We start from the raw sequence: 22,304 nt of genomic DNA, 5'->3' as shown, positions 1-22,304 counted from the left end.
CCGATGGCTGGAAAGGCTTGGCCGCCCGGAGCCCCGCGACGACTCGACCGCCAATTGGGAGATGCGACGCGATCGCCTTTCTGACTCGCGTGGGAGGGGCAGCGGCATGTGGAGGCGCGGTGCGCAGCTAGGGCACGACGACGATGGCTCCCTCGTCGAGCACAGCGCGGATCTGGTCGATGCGCGCTACTAGTCGGTCTCCGTCGTCGGCTCAGCGCGAGAATCGGCAGCATGCTGCTGCACATGAGTGGGCTGGGCGGAGGTCCCCCTCTTCTTCGGCGGCACACCGGCGTCCATCGAGATGGTGACGGCGCGTGCGGTGCTGCCGCTGTCGTCGTCCATGTCAGGGACCAGCTCGCAGAGGTAGTGGCCGGCTTCGATGTCGAGTGCTTCGTCGAACTTCCAACCGGTGATGTATGCGGTTCCGTTGGAGTTGAGCCCACGGACTTCGTAGACGTGCTCGCCGGTCTCGTTGTCGGCGCAACGCTGCAGCATGAGCTTGCGGGCGTCCCGGTCGACAAGGACGATGAGCTTCATCGTTGGCATGTTTCCCGGCCAGCGAGCACCGGCGTGGCCGGGCGTGGGACGGAGCCAGTCCCGTGTGCCCGCGGACAGGGTGATCTGCGAGCGTCCGTTCTCGCTGTGGAGCACGGTGAGCTTCGCTGGTCGCTGCTTGCGCCGCGGCTGGCCCAGGTCGGGGCGATAGATCTCGAAGGGCATGATTGCGGTCCTTTCACAGGCCGGTCAGGAGGGTGTGCCTGGGCCAGCCGACGAGGTGGTGGCACAGACGCGCGATGCAGTCGGCATAGCCCTCGCGACGGCGAAGCCGCTCGTCTTGGCCGCCAGCCGGTCTTCCCACGAGGGGTAGGTCTGGCGGGTGGTGCCCCTGTAGGCCTGCATCAGCGAGCCTCCTTGGTGTCTGGTTGGCGGCCGAGGCGTGTCCCAGCTGGTGCATGGATGGGTCTCATCAGTGTCTTGCTCGGGGCTTCGGCGATCAGCGTCGTCTTCGCGTCCGGCCGGTGGCAGCAAGGCGTCTCCTCATGGACCCCACCGGAACCCGGGGATGCCCATGACGAGACGCCGACGTATCAACGGGGAACAAGCCGGGTACACGAACACCCGGCCTGTTCCGGTATCGGTCCCGCACCCGGGTCGGCTATGCCGACCCAGGCCCCCGAGGTCAGCGCCCGTACGGACCGGACAAGGCCAGGTGAGATGGAGGCAAGAGCTCGTGAGGCGGGACCGGGGCCATCTACCGGTCGTCGTTGTCCCGTCCCGTTGCGAATTGCCGCTGAGCGAGCCCCTGACCTGCGCAGAGGCAAAGTGCGGCGGACGCTGGAGCGGGCCGATACCCACAACACGTTGTCGCTCAGGTCGACTTCCTCGGCCGAGTCCCGCTTGATGTTGTCGCTGAGTCGCGAATGCCCACACCGCCCCTGACCTGCGGCGCTATCACGGAGAGGGGCGCTGCCGTCCTGGCGAGCGGTAAGACACCGTGGGACGGAACGGCGAACGCGGCAAAGTGCAGTGGGACAGCGACAAGATGCGCCGGGACGGGACATGAAATCTTCAGAGCCACCTGTCCCGTCTCATTCGATCTTGCCGCCGGGTGACGGCCTGACCTGCTGAGATGCAACGTTGATTGAGACACCGGGGCCCTGTCGTCTCACTTGACGTTGTCGGCCAGCCGCGTTTCCAGAGCCGGCGCCCGCCGGGCGGCAACTCGCTGACCTGGGCTGTCTCATCTGACCTTGTCCCTGACGTACGAACCGAACAAGGTCGGGTGAGACAGAGGCAAAATCTCGTGAGACGGGACACCACCCGACAGGTGCGTTCGGCCTCCGCCGAACCCTGATTCCGGATACCCTCCCCTTAGCCGGAATCAGACCGGAAGCGGTTCTCAACTACCCGCGCCAGCGGGCTTCCGGCGCACACAACGAGTTCGTCAGGACGGTCCGAGAGTGCTGGGGGAGAAGATGACGCAGGAGATCCGGCACCCCGAGGTGCCCTGGGCGCCCGTCCACGTGACGGCGGGGCATCTGCGGGCGCTCACCCCGCTGGTCTCCGAGGCGGACCGGGACCGCTCCGTGCTCGTCGCCGACCGCGCCGGGAACCTGACCGTCGTCACCCCGGACGCCGCAGCGGCCGGCTGTCTCGCGGGCGAGATGCGGCTGCTGGCCACCCGCGCTGACCTCCTCGACGCCGGCCTCACCGAGTCCTGGCGGGCAGGCCGACTCACCGGTCCGGTCGTCGCGGTATGCACCGCCGAGGCTGCCTCCCTCAACGCCGCCGACCAGGACGCCGCATGAGCGCCCGTCAGCCCGCACACGGCGCGGCGCCCACGGGGAGGCCCGCCATGAGGCGAACCGTCCGCGCGGGCCAGGTCCTGCGGGATCTCGCCCGCGACATGATCGACCGGGACCGGCGCCTGCGGGTTCTGGCCCTCGGCGGCACCACGGGCCGCAAGCCGTTCATTCAGATCGCCGCCCTGGCTTCGCCGTCGAAATTCGAGCTCGTCGAGGAGGCGGACGAGGTCACCGCGGACCCGCGGTACGCCGTGCTGCTGGCCGCGATCACCGCGGTGTACGGCCCCCACGCGACCCCGGCCGACTACGCGCGCGCCGCCTTTCACGCCCTGCCCTCCCCTGCCGTGGCGGCGCCGTGAGCGCGCCACCGCCGCCGTACAGCACCGACTCCGAGCGCGACCGGCAGGTCCGTGCCCGGCTCACCGAGCTTGGCATGGTCGCCGGCATTCCGCTGGAGGAGATATTGCAGCAGCTCGCCAAGGCGAGCGCCTTCGGTGTGGACCTCCCGGCCGACCTCGCGGCGTTGCTCCCTGAGGCCCCCGGGCCGTGCCCCTCGCGAGTCGTACGCCAACGCCCCGGCGACGAGGAATGGGGCGTCGAGACCCTCGTCCACCCGGATCCGGCGGCGCAGCCGCGCCCGTGCAGCGGTGAGAAGGTCTGCCCCTGGCGCCGCGACGCACCCATCGGGCAGTTCCCGCCCGAGGTGTACGTGCACTCCGCGCCCGGCAACCGGCTCACCGGTCTCTCCGGCCGGTTCGGCTGCCACTCCAGTACGGCGGCGCGGCCGCTGCTGTGCGCGGGCTGGCTGCTGGCCGGCGCCGACGGCAACGCCGAGGTCCTGGCGATGATGGACGCCGGCGCCCTGGCTCGCCCCGAGCTGTCCGCCGGCGTCGAGCTGTACGACTCCTACGCCGAGATGGCCGCCGCCAACGGTGTCGACCCCGACCTTCCGGCGCTTCACGCCCGCCCGGCCCCGGCCCAGGACCCCGCCGACCTCGTTCCGTTGCAACGCTTCATCGACGACTACTACGCCGAAGACGACGCGCGGGCCGCCGGATGGACCGGCGCGCTGACTACGCAGCTGAAGCGGTCGATGCCTCTGGACGCCCTCCTCGGCCTGGTGCTCGCCGCCGACGAGAAGGTGCTGGAGCTGCAGCTCCTTCGGGTTTCCGTCGGCCACCGGGGGCAGGGGCACGCGACTCGCGTCCTGGCCCGGCTGTGCGCCGAGGCCGATGCCCGCGGCCTGACCGTGGTGTGCACGCCGACCGACGAGTACGGCGCCGACCGTCCCCGGCTGGAGGCCCTGTACCGGCGCTTCGGCTTCACGCCCGTCGCCCAGGAGCACCGGCTGAGCGCCCACAGCTGGCAGCGCCCGCCTCACACGACGACCATCCGCACGACGCCGCACCAGGAGCCGTAGCCCATGACCTCGACCGACCTCGCACCCGCCACCGGGCGCGCACCGACCGTACGTCACCGTGGCGAGCCGGACATCCTCAGCCCTTCCGGCGCCCGGATCACGGCCTCGGCCGCCCGCAAACTCATCGAGTCGGTGCCGCGCAACTCCCGCGACGCCCGTACGACCCGCTGGCTCTCCTACAGCCAGTGGTGTGACGCCTACGGCTGGGGGAACTCCGAGGGCAACGCGCTTGTCTCCTACCTCTCCGACCTGGGCGACCGCGGTCACCCCTCGAAGACCCTGGAAGCTCACTTCGGCACCCTGCGCGCCTTGCGCGCCGTCCAGGGCACCCCGGTCGCGGATGCCGAGGTCAAGGCGTGCCTCGCCATCATCCGCCACCGTGCGGGGGAGGAGGCCGACGATCCGCTGGTCGAGCCCGGCCCCTTGCAGGCCGACGGCGTCGACCTCGACGAGCTGCGCCTGATGGTCCGCACCCTGGACCGCACGACGGTGCGCGGCAAGCGCGACGCCGCCACGCTGATCGTCGACTGGTGGATGGCCGGCCGCGCCAGCGAGCCCGCCCGGTTCAACCTGCACGACGTCAAAATCACCACGGTCAAGGTGAAGGGCAAGGACGGCGCGAAGGTGTCCCGCAGGGCCCTGATCATCAAGATCCGCCGGTCCAAGGCCGACCAGGGGGCGCGCGGCCAGGAGGTGCGTGTCCTCGCCCAGGGCGACCAGGAGATCTGCCCGGTCCACGCCGCGCTGGAGTGGCTCGACGTCCTGGCCGACGACGGACAGCTCACCCCCGGCCCGTTCCTGCGCCGCATCGACAAGCACGGGAACATCGGCGCGAAGGCCGCCGGCCGCCACACCAAGGACCCGCTCCGTCGCGGCGGCATCACCGCCGACACGGTCAACAACATCATCAAGGCCGCCGCCAAGGCCGCCGAGCTCACCCCTATGCCCACTCCCGCCGAGCTCGCCGACGAGGCCCGGGCCAAGGCGGAGGCCTTCGAGGCGGCCGCGGCGGCGGAGACCGCCGAGGAAGCCAACGCGGTCATCAAGGCGTGGCGCACGGCCAAGCGGGCCGCCCGCGCCACCGTACGCCGTATCACCGGCCACTCGATGCGCCGCGGCTGCATCCAGGCCCTGCTCGACGCCGGCAACCCTCCCGAGGTCGTGGCCGTCCACTCCCGCCACTCGCCCCGCAGCGCCGCCTTCGACGCCTACCGCAACAAGCAGCTCAGCTGGGCCCAGAACCCCACCGCCACCCTAGGCCTGGCGGCCTGACCGGGAACTCTCCTGAGTCTGGTGCCGGTCGGGGAGGTCGCGGAGTTCCCGCAGCGGTCCGTGCTCGCGGTCTCCGGTGTACCACCAGCGTTCGGCGAGCTCGCGCACCTCGGCGAGTGTGGTCTTGGCGTCGTCCCGCTCATCCTCGACGGTGTCGCGTTGACGCGGAGGGCCTGGAGGACACGGCGACGTTCTCCGCGAGCTCGGCCTCGGCCTTCTCAGCGCGAGCGCGCTGTTCATCGGTGTAGGTCTCCAGCGTGGCGGCGAGTCCGACCATGCAGTCGGTGTGGTCGGACACCCTCGTCAGATGTCGCCGGTGATGGTGTCGAGTTTGGCCGGTCCAGGAAGGGTTCGGCCGTGGTCATCGGTCTCCGTTCAGGGCGCGGGCCAGCGCGAGGGCATAGGGGTTGATGACGCCTTCGTCGTCGCCGTCGGCCTGGTCGTCGAGGAGTTCGGCGATGGCGCGGCAGGTCTTGGGACTCATGAGGGCGGCGAGTTCTCCGGAGGGTCCGCCGAGGCCGTTGCGGACGCCGTTGGCGTACCAGTTGGGCCGGTCGGTGAGGGCGGATCGCCAGGCGGGGTTGGTGTCGATGTCGGCCTCGGCGGCGTCTGTGTGCTGGCGGAGCGTCTGGGAGGCAGCCCGGAGTTCGGCGGCGGGAGTAGTCATCGGGTGTGCTCCGGGGGGTGGTGTGGGTGTCGGAGTCCAGTCGTAGAGCCGACCGTGCGGGTCGCGAGTAGCGGTGAGCTGGGAGCCGGGGAGCTGGGCGAGGCTCGTGTGGAGGGTGACCGCGATGTCGGCTGTTCGGTAGCACTCGGGGCCGATGGAGGTGGTGACGATGGCGAGGTCGCCGGTCAGGCGGTCGATGATAACGGGGGCGCGGCGGGTCACGCGGTGTCTCCGGGGTTGGTGTGGGCATCGAGGGCTGCGTGGACGCGGGCGACGGCGTCGCGGCGGCCGGCCATGGCGTAGGGGTTCAGGCCGGTGGTCTCGCTGTTGAGGGCGGCGAGTTCGGTGCGCACGGCGTTGAGGGCGGCCCCGGCCCGCTCGGCACGCTGCTTCTCCTCGCGCCACTGGCGGTTGCGGAGGCGGATCTGCGCCCACAGGTTCTGAATCTGGGTGGGGTCGGCGCCGCTCGCGCGGAGACCACTGTGGAGAACGCGGAGTTCGGTCTCGGCGATCTTGGCCCGGCTGCGCTGCTTCTTGGCGCTCCGCTCGGCTTTCTCGGAGCGCTTGCCGATGAGCCTGGTGAGGTGCGCTGCTGCGGTGACCGCCTCTTCGGCATCCTGCTCGGCCTCCTCGACGCGCTTCCGCAGTTGATCCACCTCGGCAGCGGGGTGGACGTGGGGTTCAGCGGCGGGCGGCGTGAGGTCGTCGCGGAGTGCCTGGACCCGCTCGGGTTCCAGCTCCAGCCAGTACGGCTGACGGTTGGGTCCGGAGAGGCAGACGATGGTGGTGTCGTCGTCGCCGTGGAGGACGTCGCCGTGACCCCAGCGGAGCGGGACCGGGTCGTCGGCGGTGGTCGGGTCCGGCCCACCGGAGGTCTGACCGGTGGCCTGACGGGCGGCTCGGTCGTGGCGCCCCTCGGCGACGGCGGCGCTGAGCGTCTCCTCGGCGGTGCGCAGGATGCCCATGAAGGCGTGGGTGGCGGCGAAGGATTCAGGGTCGGTCTTGAGGTCGTCGATGAGGTCGGATATCTCGTTGTCGTGGATCTCGACGTGGATGCGGCGCTGGCCGTCGATGCGGTTCATGTAGATGCGGTCCATGGCGGATCTCCGGGGTGTGGGGCCGCCCGGGCGACGGGGTGGCCCACGAGGGCGAAAGTCAGGTGTTGTCGGCCATCTGCCGCAGGTCTGCGGCCACGACGACGAGGACGTCCGCGTCCGGCAGGTCACCGTCAGGCGCTTGACCGCCCTGTTCAACCCAGGCATCGGTGAGGGCACCGATGGGTCCGGCGAGGTTGGCGAGGGTGTAGCTGAGGTCCAGCAGCACCTCGCGGAGGGAGCTGGTGTCGCGCAAGTTGTCGATTTCGGCGAGCGCCTGGGAGGTGATCTGGAGCGTGTGGGCCTCGTTGGCACCGAGGTGGTTCAGGTCGGTCATGGTGTTCAGCCCCTGGCGTTGGGCCCGCCCCGTGGCCGAGCAGGGGGCGGGGCTGGGGGCTGGTCCAGCCGCTGCTGGCGAGTGCCGCCCGTAGTCCGTCGCGGATCGAGGCGTCAGGGCAGTGATCGTCTTCATGAGGAAGTCTTCTTCTTGATCACGCGTGCTTGGTGAGCGATCGCCGCAGCGACGGCCCGGCTGTGGGCCGGGCCGTCCGTCGTCGGGTGGGTGTGGGTTAGACCCTCTCGGCAGCCCAGAGGTCGTTGAGGTCCTCGCGAATCTCTTCCTCCAGGGCGGCGAGAAGCGCCTGCTCGGCGTTGCAGTCCCCGGAGACTGCCTCGATGAGGTCGTCCTGGACCTGCTGCTTGCCAGCGAGCACCGAGGGCATTCGCTCGTCCTGCGTGCCCTTGGCGATGAGCCGGTGGATGGTCACAGGCTTCGTCTGGCCCGTGCGGAAGAGCCGGCCGTTGGTCTGCAGGTAGTGCTCGAGTGAGAACGGCAGCGTGTACCAGATCATCGTCGAGCCACCGTGCTGCAGGTTCAGGCCATGCCCCGCGGCGGCAGGGTGCAGCAACATCACCGGGATCTGCTTGGCATTCCACCGGCGGATCATGTCGCGCGAGCCGTCGAAGGCCTGTGCGTCGACGCCGGCCTTCCGGAGCCGCGTGAGCAGCTGCTCCTTGTCGGACTTGAAGTGATAGGCGATGAGCACGGGCTCGCCGCCGTTGTTCCGCACCAGGTACTCGGTCATCTCGATCTTCTTGTCGTGGATGACCTCGTACCGGCCCTTCGTGGTCGGGTCGTCAGGATCCGCGGTGTAGAGCGTGCCCGAGGCGAACTGCATCAGCTTGCTCGTCAGCACCGCCTGGTTCGCGGCAACGATCGATTCGACGCTCTGCGTCAGCTTCCCGTCGTCGTCGGTGTAGGTCTGCACGATGTCCAGGACCAGGTCGCGCTTGAAGTCCTTGTAGGCCTGGAGCAGGTCCGGCGGGAGCGTGACATTGACGTCCTGGATGCTGAGCGCCGGGAGCTGCAGGCTCGTGTTCTGCGCGCTCATCACCAGGTGCGAGATGGCCTGATGGATCTCAGCCTCGGCGTTTGCCGTGGGGATCCACTTCGCCGGCGTCGTGGTGCCGGGCACCATCTTCGGCGTGAACCAGCGGTTGCGGTACGCGGTGATGTTCTGACCCAGCGTCTGGCCCTGGTCGAGCAGGTAGACCTGGCTCCACAAGTCGTGGAGACCGTTAGGGCTGGGCGTTCCCGTCAGCTCGATGAGTCGTTTCACGGCCGGCCGCACCGTTGCCAGAGCCAGGAAGCGCTGCGAGTCGTGCGACTTGAAACCCTGGGACTCGTCGATGATGACCGTCTGGAAGGGCCAGATGATGGTGTTGTGGCCGTTGATGTTCTGGACCGGCAGCTGATCGACCAGACCGAAGCGGCACTGAGCGCAGCCTGCGCCGGAACAGGTTCGGCAGTCATAGGCTTCCCACGTCACCAGGGTCGACTTGAGCAACTCCTGAATCCAGGCGTGGATCTTGGCCTTGGCGGGAACCCGGTTGTTGGCGTTGCCGGCGACCAGAGCACGGTACTCGTCGATCAGTTCGTCTCGGCCCAGTGGCCCCCGGGTCTGGAGCAGACCCAGGATCGCTGTCGCCTCCGGTGAGATGGTCGGGGCAGGCACTGCACCCGGCACTGGCGTGATCAGCTTCGTCTCCTGGGACGGCTGAGTCAGCAGCTCCTGGTTGATGAAGTACATCGTCGGCGGATCCGTGACGACCTCCTGGAAGCGCCTCAGGCGCCTGGCCTTGGAGAGCTTCCTGTCGTTCTCGTCGACGATGAGCGACTTCGTCCGGATGGGGAAGCCCCACTTCTCGATCTCGTCGATCCAGGTGGAGCGGGCGATCGCCACGGGTGCTATGACGAGGATGTGACCCATCGGGCGGATCGTCTGCAGGACACTGAGGGTCGTGAGCGTCTTGCCGGCCCCGACGCCGAGCCACGCGCCGGCGAAGGGATGGTCAACGAGGAAGTCGTGGATCTGCTGCTGATGCGGCATCAGCGAGATCGGGGACGGAGCAGTAGCCGTAGTCATGTCGCTGGTCATCCCTTCTCTTCGAGTGAGTAGTCAGGCATGGAATGCCTCATGAATGAGGGCGAGTCGGGCATGGGCCTCGTCGGCTCTCTGTATTTGCTGCGCGACCTCGGTCTCCAGCTCGGCGACCCTCGCTTCGAGCTGCGTGACGCGCGGGTCGGGCCCGAGGGCTTTTCGCACGCGTTGCAGCACTGACACCGGGTCGACAGGCTGCTCGGCTGCGCCAACCGGTGCTGTCTGGTGCGCGGATGCTGGCTTTTCGCGTTTCGCTTTCTGCGGAGCCTCGGGCGTGGTGTCGGAGGCGGTTCTGGTTGCGGGAACCGACGCGGCACGATCGCGGTGGACTCGCCGATGCGACACCAGAGCAGCCGCAGTGCTGAAGGGCCGTCGGCAGACCTCGTATCTGAAATCCCGTGCCTGGGGCGTGGGTTCGGCCTCCATCTCGGCTTCAGCCGCGCATGATCTCGAATAGTGGCTGATCGAACTCGTCGAAGGTCACCTTCAGCGACGCATCCGCGGGAAGGCTGCCGTCTTGGGCGTCGAACCAGGCGGCAAAGGTGGTGCTGTGCTGGATGAACGCCTGGGCCACCGTGATCTCTTGGGCCGGTCTGGGTCCCTGAGTGGAGTCCGATGATGGAACTTCAGCATGGTGCTCGGCCATGAGCCGGCGCATGTCGGCCCTGGCGTTCTGCGCCGTGCGGTTCTGCGAGGTCAGGTTGGGCGGAACCGAGGCTGTGCCCCCGGTGTTGTTGTGCAGGATGCAGTGACCCTTGGAGGAGATCCGTCCAACGCAGCCGATATCCATGGCCGCGAGGATGAGGCTCTTGGCTTCCTGGTCGAAGGTGGGGAGGTCGGCCCGGGTGAGCCGGCGGAACGACGGGGCCTTGAACCCGTTGGTCTTCGTGCTGCGGTTCCTCATCAGAACCCAAGCTCGCCGTTCTTGACTCTCTGCTCGATCCGGTACGAGGTGGTCTCGGCAGCCAGGAGATTGAACACAACGGCGGCGGCGTGATCCTCGTCGGTCTCGCCAGTGAGCCGCTGCATGAAGTGGCGGAATGCGCTGGCCTTCATGCGCTCCAGTTGAGCAACGGAATCGGCCTTCTCCCAGTTACAGGAGATGCGTTTCTGCACCCCTCGCTCCATGAGCGCGGCGCAGTGGGTGAACAGCGGCTCACCGAAGGGGACGGTCTCCGAGCCGAGCAGGTCGAACTGGGGCCGGCAGGTGTCGGGCCCGCGCAGCATCCCGGAGGAGAGCTCGCCTCGATGGCCGGAGTCTTTGGTCCCATACCGTGGCTGCTGGGCCGCAGCTATGCATTTGTAGGTCATGGTGCTGCTCTCTGTTGGTCGGATGCGGTCTTGAGGAGGTGCGCGATGAAGACGTCGACGCTCGGCTTGTCGTCGACGACGTGGACCTCGGCCCCGTGGCGGCGCAGCTTGGCGTGCGTGAGCTGTTGCAGCTTCCGCAGCTGGCCGCCGGGGCGCTTGACTTCGACGAACACGGTGCCGCGGGGGGCGACGACGATCCGGTCGGGCACTCCCCCGCGGGCTGGTGAGACGAATTTCAGGCACAGGAAGCCATGTGCTCGGCACTGGCTGAGGAGGTAGTCCTCGATGGTGCTCTCGCGCTTGCGAGCCATCAGCGTGGTGCCGTCTCGTCCGAGGAGACCGTCGGCACGCCGTACCTCAGCTCACAGGGCTCGACGAGGCGGAAGCCCGCGGAGTGCTTGTGCATCCGGGAGACGCTGATGGTCGAGCGCCTTGTGCCGTAGTGGGCCCGGACTCGGGCCCTGCCGCTTTTGACGAACTCGACGACGACGCGGCGCTGGTTCTGCCGGGTGTCGAGGTCCTCCCAGATCTGGCCCCGGCGGACCAGGATGCCCTCGCGGGTCGTGTTCTTCTCCTGCTGGGCCTGGGCGTCGTCGTCCTGGGCGGAGGTGTCGGTCGGCACGGCATCGGACGGAAGTGTGGACTGGGGCATGACGCCTCTCAACTCTCTTGTCGTGACAAGCCAGACTCGTTTTTCATCTCAATTATGACTCGAAGTCAATGGCCTATTAGGGTCCATTCGCCAATCACTATGGAAAGCCACAGGGTGCCGGGCTGCGTCGTGTCGACACGGCCCGGCACCCTGTGGTCCGGTGGTGGTGAAGGCGCCGATCAGGCGGCGTTTCTCCAGTTCTTGGTGAACGTCTCGTCGAGCATCCGGGTGTAGATGTCGAGATCGAGCGCCCCGATGAGCTGCTCGTTCCGGGCGGTCGGCAGCGCGCGGAGGTCGTCGTTGACGACGATCACCGACCAGCTCGGATCAATGCCGTTGATCCGGCGGATCACGACGTCCTGGTCATCGGGCAGCAGCGTGAGGCCGTCGGAGGCGCTGGCCTCGCTGCGGTTCTTCGCCCACCCGTGGTGGCGCAGGATCTCAAGCGCGATCGGGTCACGTCGCACCCCGGCGCTGCCGGACTCGCGCCGCTTGCTCTGGCTGGCCGGGTTCACCTTCCATGCGCCGGCGTTGTGCAGGCTCACGGCACCATCGGTGCCGTCGTGGACGATGAAGACCCGGTTGACCATTTGCAGTGCCCGCGGGTTCACCAGCTGCGCATCGCCATCCTCGTTGCCGTCACGGTCGGGCCCGGCGCTGACCGGATCGGCGGCGAACGGGTAGGTGATTGACCCACGCGAAGCGGCGAGGACGTTCTGGAACAGCAGCAGCGTCCGCACTGGGTCGGCCGGGTCGATCGCCTCCTCGATCACCTTCCGGCCCAGCACGGGATCGAACGGCTCGGCGAGAGCCTCCTCTCCCCTGTCGGCGACGGTCTGCAGGTAGCGGGCCAGGGCGAAGTCGATCACGGCTGGGTGGGCCAGCGACTTCGTCGGGGTAGGACCCGCGTGGCAGGCCAGCGTCCCGCCGGAGGCGGTGATAATCGCGCTGTCGGCGACGCTCCGGTCCTCACTGGGCGACTCCAGCTCGAGCCGGTTGTTCGAGTCCTTGCTGATGAGGAACATCAACTCCGGTTCGATGTCGATGCCGATGGCGGCCTGCTGCTCGGCGAGCACTCGGTTGTTGGCGGTCTCATCGAAGCCGTTCTCGCCGCCGACGACGGAGTAAAGGCCGTCGGTGTTCGTCGAGATGATCCGCGCGCCGGCCAGCGTCTGGGCCTGTCCGATCCGCCAGCTGAACAGCTGGCCGATGATCCGCATCGAGATGGTGCGGTTGTTCATCCTGATCGGCGTCCGGTGCGCGGCGTCAGCAGCTCCAGAGGCTGAGTTGAGGATCAGCTTCGTGCCGTTGCGCAAGGTCGCGAGCCGGGCCTTTTCCTCGGCGGAGATCCCCGGCTTCTTCATCTCGAAGCCCAGGCGTTCCTTCTCGAAGAAGATCGTCGTGTAGCGGTCCTCGCCCAGCTCGGGATTGTAGAACGCCCTCATGTTGCGCAGCAGGTTCGGGTAGTAGCTCGTGAAGTCCTCGTGGATGACGAGGCCTGCAGAGGTCCGTGCGAACTTCGGGTGCAGCTTGGTGGACTTGTCGGCCTTCGCGGTGAACAGCGCGGGCGCCTTCCTCGCCGGCTCTTCGCGATAGACGGCCTTGACCGCCGAGGTGACGGCCAGGACTACCTTGCCATCGAGCACGGTTCCGTCGGCCAGGCGTACGTGCATCGCCTCGGTGTCCGGACGCTGAGTATCCAGCAGCTGGGCCGGATCCGGCACTTGGGCCTGCGCACGCGCGAGCTGCTCGGCCTGGTCCAGGTCGTCCTTCCTCGGCTTGCGGTACTTCACCTTCTTCGGGTCCGAGCCCAGCAGCACGAGCCGCTTGTCGACGGTCGTGCCGTCGGGCAGCGCGAGCAGGTTGTGCTGGCGCTTGGCCTCGGCGACGAAGTCCTTCGCGTCCGGGTAGAAGAGCTTGGCGAGGCCGATCATGGCTGCCTGTTCTCGGTGCTCGAAGAAGTCGGCGTCGAAGACTGCCATGTCCGCTTCCGCGCCGTGGATGCCCCCCGTGCTGAACGTGGCGAAGCACGACGACGGAGAGGCGTCACGGTGGAAGTAGGGCACGTTGTTCGGCGTCTTCGGCAGCTCGCGCAAGGACTTGGCCGGGAGGTCGAACAGGTCGCGGTACTCCTCGGAGTCGTTGAAGTTCTGCCCCTCGATCGAGCGGTAGTAGTTGACGACCTGTATGAACTGGCGGTGCGCCTTCGCTTGTGCTGGCGTCGCGGCTGGGTCCTTGGCAGGGTCGGGCGCCACGTTCTCCTCGAAGAAGCGCACGCACTCGTCGAGCACGTTGACCTGGGGGATGCCCTGCTCCTCGGCCACCTCCTTGGCCGGATAGAGGAACGACACCGCCTCGATGTCGTTCAGCGAGGTGTACGGCGCGAGAATGCGGCCGACGAACTTCGCCGAGGACGAGTCGATGGTCAGGCGGTCCCGGCGCACCGAGCCGTTCTTGGCGTAGACGGTCTCGGAGTACTGCGCCAGCAGGCCCGCCTTGAGGTCGAAGTTGCTGGCGTAGGCCGGGTGCTGGAAGAGCTGAGCCAGGCCCAGGCAGTCGGAGACGTTGTAGGCCAGCAGCTCGTAGAGATCCTCGATCGCGGCGATCGAGGTGTCGTGGCTGAGCTTGTCGGACTCCTTGATCTGGCGGCCGAGCATCCCGAGCAGGCGCTTGAGGCTCACCTTGGTCTGCAGCTCGTTGAGACGGGCGACGTCCAGGTGCCGGCCCGAGTGCATCATGGCGCGGCGAATCTTGGCGGCCGGGCCGTCCCAGCCGAGGTAGCCAGGCATGTACTCAATGTGCTCGTTGAACAGCTTGTCGTTGTGCTCGCGCATCTCGCGCGCGGTGGTCGGCTGGACAAGACGACCGGAGTGCGGAGCCGGGAAGGTCTCCATCAGGTACAACGCGAGCATGGTCATGTCGTAGTTCAGCGAGTTGTACCCGGCCAGGAACGGGTGCTTCAGCGGGTCGTACTCGGGATCCGTGTCGCAGACCGGGCGCAGGCTCGCCGGATAGGACGAGACCTCGCTGCGGTCGTTGACCTGGTCCGCGTTCGAGAGACCCATCAACTCGGCGAGGCGGAGGTTGCCCCGCTCGCCACGCAGGTTCCACAGCTCGACGCTCACCGCGGGCAGGCCCGGATTGGAGCGCACCACAGCTTCATAGAGCGCCTGCGGGTCCACAGCGTCGGAGAGCTGCTGGTCGTCGGCGAGGAAGAAGATCTCCAAGTCGTCGACGGCTCTGCCGGGCCGCGGGGTATAGGCGCACAGAGTGAAGACGTCCGACAACGACTCGATGTCATAGAAGGTGAAACGCGCCTTCGAGGCCGTGACGGGTGTTCGCTGTGTGGTCATGGTGGAGATCTCCTTTCGTCGGTCCGACCATCACGGCCGGTGTCTGGGGAGGATGCGCGCGCGGCCTCAGAGGGAGTCGCGAGGAGAGCGCCGGCGCGGGGCACCCATGCGCCGGGACGCCTCACTCATGAGCCGGGCCTTCTCCACGGGATCCGTTGTGATCTATGAGCAGATGGTGCGGTTGCTGATCCGCTGCTCGCGCGCGACGTCGGACATCGCCGTGCCCATTAGGCGGCCCTGGCCGCAGGCGAGTTCGAGTACGGCCGGGGCGAGTTGGCCGAGTGCGCCAGACGTTGTAGCCATGGACGCATCAGTCTTGTTCGTCAGCGGTGTCCTCGGTCGAGGCGGACGCGCCCGTCTGCCGGAGCAGTCCGCGATAGTTGGCCTGCAGCATCGGCTGGGATTTCTTCTTCGGGTCACTACCGGTGTAGCTCGGGTGCATCCACTTCTTCAGCTCGTACTCGGCGATCAGTACCTCGGGGGCGTGCATCATCTGGCCGGGCCGGATCTTGCGGTTCTTGTCCGGGCAGTGCCACAGGGCATCCGGCCGGACAATCGCCACGAGGTCGGTGATGAACTGCTTGTTGCTCACCGGCGAGCCCGACGGCGAGACGTCGGCGAACCAGGCCTTGTACAGGTCGTAGAGAAACGTGAACGGTGCCAGGTCCCAGACCAGCCGCCCGCGGAACTCTTCCCAGAAGGCGCGCACGGGGTCGTTGACCTCCTTGTACTCCGCCAGGACCGCCTTGGTCGCCACGGGCTCGGAGAGCTGGTAGTAGTCCCCCGGAGATGACGCACCGGCGCGGTTGACCGCGTACCAGAAGACGTACTCCAGAACCTCACGACGCTGGAGGTAGTCGTCCTTGATGTACTTCTTCTCGGCTCCGGTGAAGCTCTTGGTGAAGGGCACGAAGAGCTGCCGGCGGTAGAACGACTCGGACTTGTCCTTCACGCGCGGGAACTCGTTCAGGCACTGGACCATGAAGCCGAAGAACTGGTAGGCGATCGGCATCCGGTACTTGCGGTTGATCTGGATGACGTCGTTGGTCACGATCGCCTTCAGATTGGCCGCCTTGTCGATGAAGGTGCCGACATCGTTCTCGTCGACGATGATCGCATTGGCGCGCACCAGCGGTTCGAGCGCGAAGTCCTTGCCGAAGTCCGAGAGCGGAATCGAGGTATGCGCGCCGCTGCCGACGAGGTTGCGCATGAGCGCGCAGAGCGTGCCCTTACCGTTGTTGCCCTGCTCGGAGTAGAACCAGGCGGTCTTGCCCCAGCGCACATGCGGCCGAATGACTGCGCCGATGATCTCCCAGATCAAGTCGGCGAGGCCCTCGTCACCGACCTGGTCAAAGAGCTCTGCGATCCAGGCGACGACTTCCCAATCTCCGTCCTCGGGGTGCGTGATGACCTGCTGCGGAGCGTCGTCCACGTAGTCGACGTCGTTCTTGGTCAGCAGCACGATGGCGGGGTCGAAGGGGTGAACCTGCTTGGGCTCGAAGTGGAAGTCCTTGCCGAAGATCGTGACATCCAGCGGCTCGGTGCCGTAGAAGACGATGCCGTTGCGCGCGGCGATGAAGTCGCGGTTCGTGCTCTGGTGCCGTCTCGGGCTGTCTTCGCGCAGGACGGCCAGGACCTCGGCGAACTCCTTGAGGGTCAGCTGGGTGTTGTACATGCGCGCCGTGGTGCGGATGTTGTCCTCGCTGGTGGTGTATGTCCCACGTGCGCGGCCCGCGGCCTGGTACATCGCCAGCAGGTCGTACTCGCGGTCGGTGTCCTTGGCGTTGGGCGCGATCCGAATCACGTGGTGCAGGCGCAGGAGGATCTGCGCGACCTGCCAGTACGTCAGATACCGCGGCAGGGGGAGCTTCTCGGCGGCCGTTGCCCCCTTGACGTTCTCGGCCTTGATGACGCCGCCCACGATCGCCAGCAGCTCCTTCTCCAGAATGCGAGGCGCCGGGGGATCGGTCGGGTCGATCTGGTCGAGGTAGGCGGCGGTGATGTAGGTGACGATCTCGTTCTGCGGAGCCATGTCATCGCGGTTCGAGAAGTACCCCATGACGCTGGCCAGGACGTCGGCGACGGGGTTGGTGCGCGGTCCGGGGCTGGAACCGGCGGTAGGTACGGATGTGAGGGCATCAGGAGACGTCATGTTGCTGCTTTCTCGATCATGATCGAGTTCCTGCCGGCGATGAGTGGGAAGCCGATTGGACTCGTAATCGAATGGAACGTGATCTTGACCTTATGCCATCCTGCCATCCTTTCGCAACGATTGAACCACTAGTCGATAAGGGAGTTGACTGGCGTCCTGAATGTTGGTGGCGGATGATCTAAAGGGCTGCTAGCAGGGACTGGAGAGGGCGCGCGCAACCGCCGCGGCCATGCCACACGCGTCGCAAGCCTGGACGGGACACGAGAAGCCAGTGACTCCGTGAGGGCACGCGCCCGACAGAGTCACTGGCTCCTTGTGCTCGACCACGCACCCGCGGGCGGCGTGAGCCGCCCGGCCTGCGGTCGAGGTTCGGAGGAGTTCTTCCGACCGGTCGAGAGCCGACTGCCACCGGAGCATCGACTGGACGCCCCCCCCCCCAGGAGGATCCCGAGAGTCACATACCCCCTACACGTATCCGTAGCGTGTACCACTTGACGTGGTACACCTGTTTTCCCAGGTCAGAGTAGTAATTTCGCGAACCCAAGAGCAGCCTGTACCACGTGGCATTTTCTACGTGGTACAGGCGTTTGCCCAGGTCAGACCGGGTCTATATACCCCCCGTACCACTTGTACCAAGAAGTGGAGACTAGATACACGCGCATAAGAGGGCAGACTGGCGAGCTGGAGATGGAGCTGCCTAGACCACTCCGGAATGCGTCCCCTATGTAAACGCTCAAAAAGACGTGGTACTCGTGGTACATCGACGGGAAACGCTGGTTGACCAGAGAAAACGCCGTACCACGCCGACGCTTCCACGTGGTACACCCGTTGCGGGAAAGGGCCTCGCGGCGCAGGTGTTTGCCCAGGTCAGACGCGGTTTTCAGGTGCGTACCACGTCTCCTGGTACACATGGCAGCTCGATGCGCCCCCGGCGACCAGGTCGAGGCGGACTTTTGCGCTGAGCCGCGTGCGGCTCCCAGGCGGCGCGTCCTCCGTGCGCGAGTCAGAACTCTGTCCGAGTCGTTCGTCCATGAGACCCCACTGGAAGCGAGATGGCATTGGACTGACATTCGGTTCTCATTGCGTGCGATCCACGACAACTGCTATCGTTCACGGCAGGTGATCGATGTTGCACTGGAACGTGAAACAGAGAGGCCGGAGGGCATCCCCGTGGGAAGGGAGCTCTCCGGCCTCTTTGCATGTGCTGCTGAGTGCGAGGCGTGGTTGGCGCGAACCACCCAGGAGTAGCCGTGCTTCAGCCTCGCCGGCGTCCCGCATTGGGGGACTCGGGACTGCGGCTACGGGATCGCTCGTCTGCTTCGACGACGTAGAGGATCTCGTAGGAAATCGTGGTGTTGAGGTTGAGCCGGTTCTTGCTCTGGCTCTTCTCCATCGTGATCTTGCGGAAGCCGCGAACAGCCTCAGCGCGATCGAAGAACCGGCGCAGCCTCGCGTTCACACGCTCACGGGCCTGTTCGGCCGTGATGCCCATGTCGGAGACGACGAAGACGTGCGTGTGACCGCGATCGAAGGTGGGCTTCTCACCGGTGTCGAGGTCCAGACGGATCTTCGCACGGCTGATGTCGAGGGCGTCGGGGCGGACGAGCTTTCCTCGTGAGTCGTACGTGCAGGTGCTGACCATAGCCACGATGAGATCCTCTCCTCTCCCGATGAGTATGACTGAATAGTTACTTTCAGTCACACCCCCGGTGGCCGGATCACCCCGGTCACCACGAGCATGCCCGCCGTACGAGGGACCGCCGGCTGAAAGGCCGCCAGGTCCCGCACAGAGGGCACCATCGTTCTTCAGAAGAGGCTGAGGACCTCGCTCACTGCATCGCGGACTCGCCTCCCGCGCCCTGGACTGCGCCCGGCGCAGTCCCGCCGGCGACCCGCCGGTAGAGCCCCAAGGCACAACCAGCGAAGGCCAGGAATAGGAACACCGCGGAGACGGGGTTCGCCAGAGCGCCGAGCGCCTGTGCTGGGACAAGAGCGGCAGCGAGGTTGAAGCCCAGGTGCAGGAGCACGCAGGGCCACAGCACGCGCGTGCGTTCGTAGACCAGGGCCAGGAGCACCGCCAATGGCAGAGTCGAGGCGAACTGCACGGCGCTGCCGTGCACCAGGCCGAACACCACCGCGGTGACCAGCGTGGAGACGAGGATGCTCACCCGCTTGCGCAGCAACGGGTAGATCAGCCCTCGGAACAGGAACTCCTCCCCGGCAGGGGCCGCGACCAGGGTGAGTAGAAGAGTTGCCACAGCCCCGGCCGCGTGCCTGGTTTGGTTCGAGGCGTCGAAGCCGACGGACCCGGCCGCGAAGTAGATCCACAAGGCCAGCGACTGCCCGGCGAGGAAGGCCAGGACCGCACAGCCGACGACGGTCCAACCGAAGCCTGGGATCTCCGGCCTCGGCCGCGGGGCCGGCGCATGCGCGAGCCACCGGGGCCGCTGGATCCTCATCGAACCGACCAGGACGAGGACGAACATGCCCAGGACGGTGGTCGCGACGATCGGCTCTCCGATGAGTAGGACTGCGAAGGTGCCGAGGCCGAGGTAGACCGCGACGGCGACGAACGGCACGAGGACGCACCACCCGATGTTGAGAAGACGCGAAGTGATCGGTGAAGTCGTCAAGGTCTCCTCCTCTACCGGTCTCAAGCAGCCGTGGTGATCTGCTCGTTGATGACGGCCTGGACGCGGGTGTCACCGCGGAAGGTGTTCAGCTGCAGCGTCGCCGTGAAGCGCAGCGTGCCGAGTTCGGTGCGGCTTGCGCGCCGCACGAAGCTCTGGATCACGTCGAACTTCTCCTCGGCAACGTTCCACCACAGGCAGGACAGGCCGGACCGGGTGACCAGGCGCAGGTGCTGCGATTCGGATCCGATCCGGTCCACGCGCAGTCCCAGGGGCTCGATCGCGATCTCGACGACCGGCGCGGTGAAGCCGTGCCCGAAGGGCTTGAGCCCCTCGGTCCGGCGCACCAGCTCGAACAACGGCTGCAGGTCCTCGAGGCCGGCGTCGCAGTCGGCGTCCGGACCGAGTACGAGATCACCGTTCGGGCCATCGGTACTGACGGCGAGCCGGGCTACCTGAGTGGCCTCCTGCAGCACGGCGACGAGGTCACCGAGCTTCTCGGCCTTCGCGATGCGGACGCCGCAGGCCTGCTGGTGCCCGATGGCGCTGAGACCGTCGTGCGGTTCCAGGCTGGTGATGATGTCGAACCACCCCGGCGCGCGACCGGAGCCGCTGACGACATCGTCGGGACTGGCGGGGCGGTTGAGAACGACGACCGGGTGACCGTTGATCTCCATCATCCGGTTGGCCAGCAGCCCGCACATGCCCGGGTAGGCGTCCGAGAAGTACACCCACGGGGCCAGAGGCTGGTCCCGGGCAGTGAGTTCTTCCATGTGCTCGATGACCAGCTGCTTGCGCAGCTCGTTGCCCTCGATCACCTGGTGGGCGGCCTTGAGCTTGACGTCGGCACCGTCGGCGGTGAACACCGCGAAGCACGGCTCAAGCGAGGCCCCCGTGCGGCGTGGGCTGTTCATCGCCGGGGCGAGGTAGAAGCCGAAGAAGCCCTCGTCGAGGTCGTCGACGTCTCGGATCTTGCCGACCTGGGCGAAGGCCTTGAGCGTGATCGCGAAGCCCTCGAAGGCCCGTAGGAAGGCCGGGTGGTGCGGCTCGGTGCGCAGCAGCTGCATCAGGATCGACTGCTCGACGTCGATGGCATCGGGGTCAGCGTCGAACCCACCCCAGGGATTGGGGATCGTCTTCGGCGCGGCGACGCGCAGCAGACGGGCAATCGAGATCGCATCGCGCACCAGCTGGCGGTTCTCGTACAGCACGGGCATGACGTCGGAGACGGTGCCGAGGCCGGCGAACAGACGCAGCAGGTGGATCTCCCAGAGCTTCTCGGGCCGGTGTACGCGGGTGTATGCCTGGATCACCTGGTAGAGCACGTGGGCACCGCAGATCCCGGTGTGGGCGTAGGTCTCGTTGATCCGGCACGGGTCGACGGTGATGTCCGCGGTCGAGCCCGGCGCCAGCTCCTCGTGGTGATCGGTCACCAGCGTCGTCCAGCCCAGGGCACGCGCGGCGGCGATGCCGCGGTGGGAGTTCACTCCCCCGTCGCAGGTGAGCAGGACCCGGGTGTCAGGCCACTTCGCCTGGATCTCGGCGATGTCCTCGGGCGCGAGCTCGTGGCCGCGGCGGTAGTCGGGCAGGTGCAGCTCAACGTCGAAGCCGAGCTCGGACAGGCCGGCGTAGCCGAGGACACCGGAGGAGATACCGTCCATGTCGAAGTCGGGGGCGATGGTGATCTTCTTGCCCGTGGTCCGGGCGTCATGAAGGGCCTCGACCATCTCGGCCAGGTCCAGGAGCTCGTCGTGCTCTGTGGACTCGATCTCCTTCAGGTACTGATCCGACCACCCCCTGCGCTGGCACAGCAGCTCGAAGAGGTCGGCGTCCTCGTCGGTGAGTGAAGGGTCGTCGAGGGTCTGGAGCATGGACATGGTGGGAACCTCTCGATCTGGGTTGCTGGTCGGTGGAGAACGGGGCATGCGAAACCCCTGACGTTGCTGTGATTTTAGCAGTGCGATTCACCATTCCTGCTCGATTAGCAGCGTTTCGAGTCCCATTCGGGTTCCAAATGGGACGCTTATCTCGAATAGTCGCGACAGACTTTCCAAGGTCCTTGCGTATCAGCTACTGTCGCTGGTATGGCCATTCGAAGCATTGTCGAGTCAGATCTCAGTGGTAAGCCGGATGCGGCTACCGTGACCTTCGGCCTGGGTGACACCTGGTACGAAGTCGACCTCACCCCTGAGGAGCAGAAGGGCCTTGAGGATGCGCTGAAGTCGTATCTGAAGGTCAGCCGGAAAGCCGGGAAGGCGGCGCCCAAGAAGCGAGTCGTACCCGAGACGACTCCCGATGAGCGTGACAAGATCCGCGAGTGGGCCAAGAAGGAGGGCTACGACTTCGCAGATCGCGGGCGCATCCCGAAGACGGTCATGAAGGCCTATGACGAGGCGCACGGCATCGATCGGAGCAAGTAGCGCTGAGCCTGGTGTTCGCCTCCCGGCCGACTCCTCTCATCCGTCCTTGAAGGGCCCTGCGGTGTGCTGCAGGGCCCTTCGTGCGTCTCAGAACGGCGGCGGCGACGGATGGATCACGTTGGTCGTCTTGATCCCCGCGGCTCGCGCGCGAGACCTGCAGTGGATGGCGCCGTGCGAGAAGTGCCCCGGCGTATGCGGCATGAGCTGCTCCTGGTCTCGCTGCGGGCATCCGGGCTTCCGGCAGAGGTCGAGGAAGGCCGTGCACAGCACCTGAGCCCCGGCCTCGCGAAAGACTTGGGCGGCGTCCACCATCTCCTGGTTGCGCTGGAAGCCGGCTGTTCTCCCAGGGGTCGACCAGTCGGCGGGGAAGGTGATGATCTCGCAGCCTGCGTCCCGCCACAGCAGCTCGGCTATGGCGTCGGCACCCTTGGGGCAGTGCCCCGAGAGGAGCACCGGCCGGGTGACGTTCTTGGGACCCCAGTCGCGCCAGGCATCGTTGAACGTCTCACGCATGCTCTTCTCGTCGTTCCAGCTGCGGGAACCGGTGACGAGGACGACGTGCGAGAACGATTCTGGAATCATTTCA

At 66.8% G+C, this 22,304-nt stretch carries 22 protein-coding genes; 6 read left to right on the top strand and 16 right to left on the bottom strand.

What is annotated here, in order from left to right; genetic code table 11:
• Nucleotides 1-189: 189 nt before the first annotated feature.
• On the bottom strand, nt 190-720 hold the full coding sequence (locus ACGF2Y_RS01325) for a hypothetical protein (protein ID WP_392942082.1): 531 nt from the start codon (nt 718-720) through the stop codon (nt 190-192).
• Between the two features lie 1,256 nt (nt 721-1,976).
• On the opposite strand from ACGF2Y_RS01325, the gene ACGF2Y_RS01320 reads away from it, so the two are divergent.
• The 4 genes from ACGF2Y_RS01320 to ACGF2Y_RS01305 are packed head-to-tail and all read left to right on the top strand — an operon-like array spanning nt 1,977 to nt 4,998.
• Nucleotides 1,977-2,309 (top strand): hypothetical protein, encoded by a 333-nt coding sequence (locus tag ACGF2Y_RS01320; RefSeq protein WP_392942080.1) that lies wholly within the window; start codon nt 1,977-1,979, stop codon nt 2,307-2,309.
• Nucleotides 2,310-2,356: 47 nt separating this feature from the next.
• Entirely contained in the window at nt 2,357-2,665 is a 309-nt protein-coding gene (locus tag ACGF2Y_RS01315) for a DUF6354 family protein (RefSeq protein ID WP_392942078.1), read from the top strand.
• On the top strand, nt 2,662-3,726 hold the full coding sequence (locus tag ACGF2Y_RS01310; protein ID WP_392942075.1) for a DUF6283 family protein: 1,065 nt from the start codon (nt 2,662-2,664) through the stop codon (nt 3,724-3,726). The genes ACGF2Y_RS01315 and ACGF2Y_RS01310 overlap by 4 nt, the downstream gene beginning before the upstream one ends.
• A 3-nt stretch (nt 3,727-3,729) precedes the next feature.
• Complete coding sequence (locus ACGF2Y_RS01305) at nt 3,730-4,998, top strand: integrase (RefSeq protein ID WP_392942073.1); 1,269 nt, start codon at nt 3,730-3,732, stop codon at nt 4,996-4,998.
• Nucleotides 4,999-5,359: 361 nt separating this feature from the next.
• Here ACGF2Y_RS01305 and ACGF2Y_RS01300 read toward each other — a convergent pair whose 3' ends face one another.
• The 4 genes from ACGF2Y_RS01300 to ACGF2Y_RS01285 form a co-directional block, all read right to left on the bottom strand.
• Nucleotides 5,360-5,887, bottom strand: a complete 528-nt coding sequence (locus tag ACGF2Y_RS01300) for a hypothetical protein (protein ID WP_392942071.1) — start codon at nt 5,885-5,887, stop codon at nt 5,360-5,362.
• Entirely contained in the window at nt 5,884-6,762 is an 879-nt protein-coding gene (locus ACGF2Y_RS01295; protein WP_392942068.1) for a hypothetical protein, read from the bottom strand. The genes ACGF2Y_RS01300 and ACGF2Y_RS01295 overlap by 4 nt, the downstream gene beginning before the upstream one ends.
• A 58-nt stretch (nt 6,763-6,820) precedes the next feature.
• Nucleotides 6,821-7,096 (bottom strand): hypothetical protein, encoded by a 276-nt coding sequence (locus ACGF2Y_RS01290; protein ID WP_392942065.1) that lies wholly within the window; start codon nt 7,094-7,096, stop codon nt 6,821-6,823.
• 232 nt (nt 7,097-7,328) lie between these two features.
• Nucleotides 7,329-9,197, bottom strand: coding sequence for an SNF2-related protein (locus ACGF2Y_RS01285; protein ID WP_392942062.1), 1,869 nt, complete (start codon nt 9,195-9,197; stop codon nt 7,329-7,331).
• Between the two features lie 39 nt (nt 9,198-9,236).
• On the opposite strand from ACGF2Y_RS01285, the gene ACGF2Y_RS01280 reads away from it, so the two are divergent.
• Nucleotides 9,237-9,380, top strand: a complete 144-nt coding sequence (locus ACGF2Y_RS01280) for a hypothetical protein (RefSeq protein ID WP_392942059.1) — start codon at nt 9,237-9,239, stop codon at nt 9,378-9,380.
• A 253-nt stretch (nt 9,381-9,633) separates the two neighbouring features.
• Here the strand turns inward: ACGF2Y_RS01280 and ACGF2Y_RS01275 are convergent, their stop codons facing one another.
• The 10 genes from ACGF2Y_RS01275 to ACGF2Y_RS01230 form a co-directional block, all read right to left on the bottom strand.
• Nucleotides 9,634-10,104 (bottom strand): hypothetical protein, encoded by a 471-nt coding sequence (locus tag ACGF2Y_RS01275; RefSeq protein WP_392942057.1) that lies wholly within the window; start codon nt 10,102-10,104, stop codon nt 9,634-9,636.
• A complete protein-coding gene (locus ACGF2Y_RS01270; RefSeq protein ID WP_392942055.1) occupies nt 10,104-10,511 on the bottom strand; it encodes a dATP/dGTP diphosphohydrolase domain-containing protein in 408 nt (135 codons plus the stop codon). The genes ACGF2Y_RS01275 and ACGF2Y_RS01270 overlap by 1 nt, the downstream gene beginning before the upstream one ends.
• Nucleotides 10,508-10,822 carry a VRR-NUC domain-containing protein gene (locus ACGF2Y_RS01265; RefSeq protein ID WP_392942052.1) on the bottom strand — a complete coding sequence of 105 codons (315 nt, stop codon included), beginning with the start codon at nt 10,820-10,822 and terminating at the stop codon, nt 10,508-10,510. The genes ACGF2Y_RS01270 and ACGF2Y_RS01265 overlap by 4 nt, the downstream gene beginning before the upstream one ends.
• A complete protein-coding gene (locus tag ACGF2Y_RS01260; protein ID WP_392942049.1) occupies nt 10,822-11,163 on the bottom strand; it encodes a hypothetical protein in 342 nt (113 codons plus the stop codon). The genes ACGF2Y_RS01265 and ACGF2Y_RS01260 overlap by 1 nt, the downstream gene beginning before the upstream one ends.
• A gap of 179 nt (nt 11,164-11,342) precedes the next feature.
• The gene (locus ACGF2Y_RS01255; RefSeq protein WP_392942046.1) at nt 11,343-14,516 is read right to left on the bottom strand and encodes a hypothetical protein; all 3,174 of its coding nucleotides are present in this window, start codon (nt 14,514-14,516) and stop codon (nt 11,343-11,345) included.
• Nucleotides 14,517-14,678: 162 nt separating this feature from the next.
• A complete protein-coding gene (locus ACGF2Y_RS01250; RefSeq protein WP_392942043.1) occupies nt 14,679-14,819 on the bottom strand; it encodes a hypothetical protein in 141 nt (46 codons plus the stop codon).
• 7 nt (nt 14,820-14,826) lie between these two features.
• Entirely contained in the window at nt 14,827-16,668 is a 1,842-nt protein-coding gene (locus ACGF2Y_RS01245) for a phage/plasmid primase, P4 family (RefSeq protein ID WP_392942040.1), read from the bottom strand.
• 1,255 nt (nt 16,669-17,923) lie between these two features.
• The gene (locus tag ACGF2Y_RS01240; protein WP_392942038.1) at nt 17,924-18,316 is read right to left on the bottom strand and encodes a hypothetical protein; all 393 of its coding nucleotides are present in this window, start codon (nt 18,314-18,316) and stop codon (nt 17,924-17,926) included.
• Between the two features lie 181 nt (nt 18,317-18,497).
• Nucleotides 18,498-19,301, bottom strand: a complete 804-nt coding sequence (locus ACGF2Y_RS01235; protein WP_392942036.1) for a CPBP family intramembrane glutamic endopeptidase — start codon at nt 19,299-19,301, stop codon at nt 18,498-18,500.
• Nucleotides 19,302-19,321: 20 nt separating this feature from the next.
• Nucleotides 19,322-21,175, bottom strand: a complete 1,854-nt coding sequence (locus ACGF2Y_RS01230; RefSeq protein ID WP_392942033.1) for a DHH family phosphoesterase — start codon at nt 21,173-21,175, stop codon at nt 19,322-19,324.
• Between the two features lie 207 nt (nt 21,176-21,382).
• On the opposite strand from ACGF2Y_RS01230, the gene ACGF2Y_RS01225 reads away from it, so the two are divergent.
• Nucleotides 21,383-21,718, top strand: coding sequence for an Lsr2 family protein (locus ACGF2Y_RS01225; protein WP_392942030.1), 336 nt, complete (start codon nt 21,383-21,385; stop codon nt 21,716-21,718).
• Between the two features lie 87 nt (nt 21,719-21,805).
• On the opposite strand, the gene ACGF2Y_RS01220 is transcribed toward ACGF2Y_RS01225, so the two are convergent.
• Nucleotides 21,806-22,300, bottom strand: coding sequence for an SLOG family protein (locus tag ACGF2Y_RS01220; protein ID WP_392942027.1), 495 nt, complete (start codon nt 22,298-22,300; stop codon nt 21,806-21,808).
• Between the last annotated feature and the right edge of the window lie 4 nt (nt 22,301-22,304).

The organism is Streptomyces sp. NPDC048142, from assembly GCF_043202835.1.
In the GTDB taxonomy this organism is placed as follows: Bacteria; Actinomycetota; Actinomycetes; order Streptomycetales; family Streptomycetaceae; genus Streptomyces.
The sequence above is the reverse complement of the archived record's forward strand: the minus strand, read 5'-3'. Positions and strand labels throughout refer to the sequence as shown.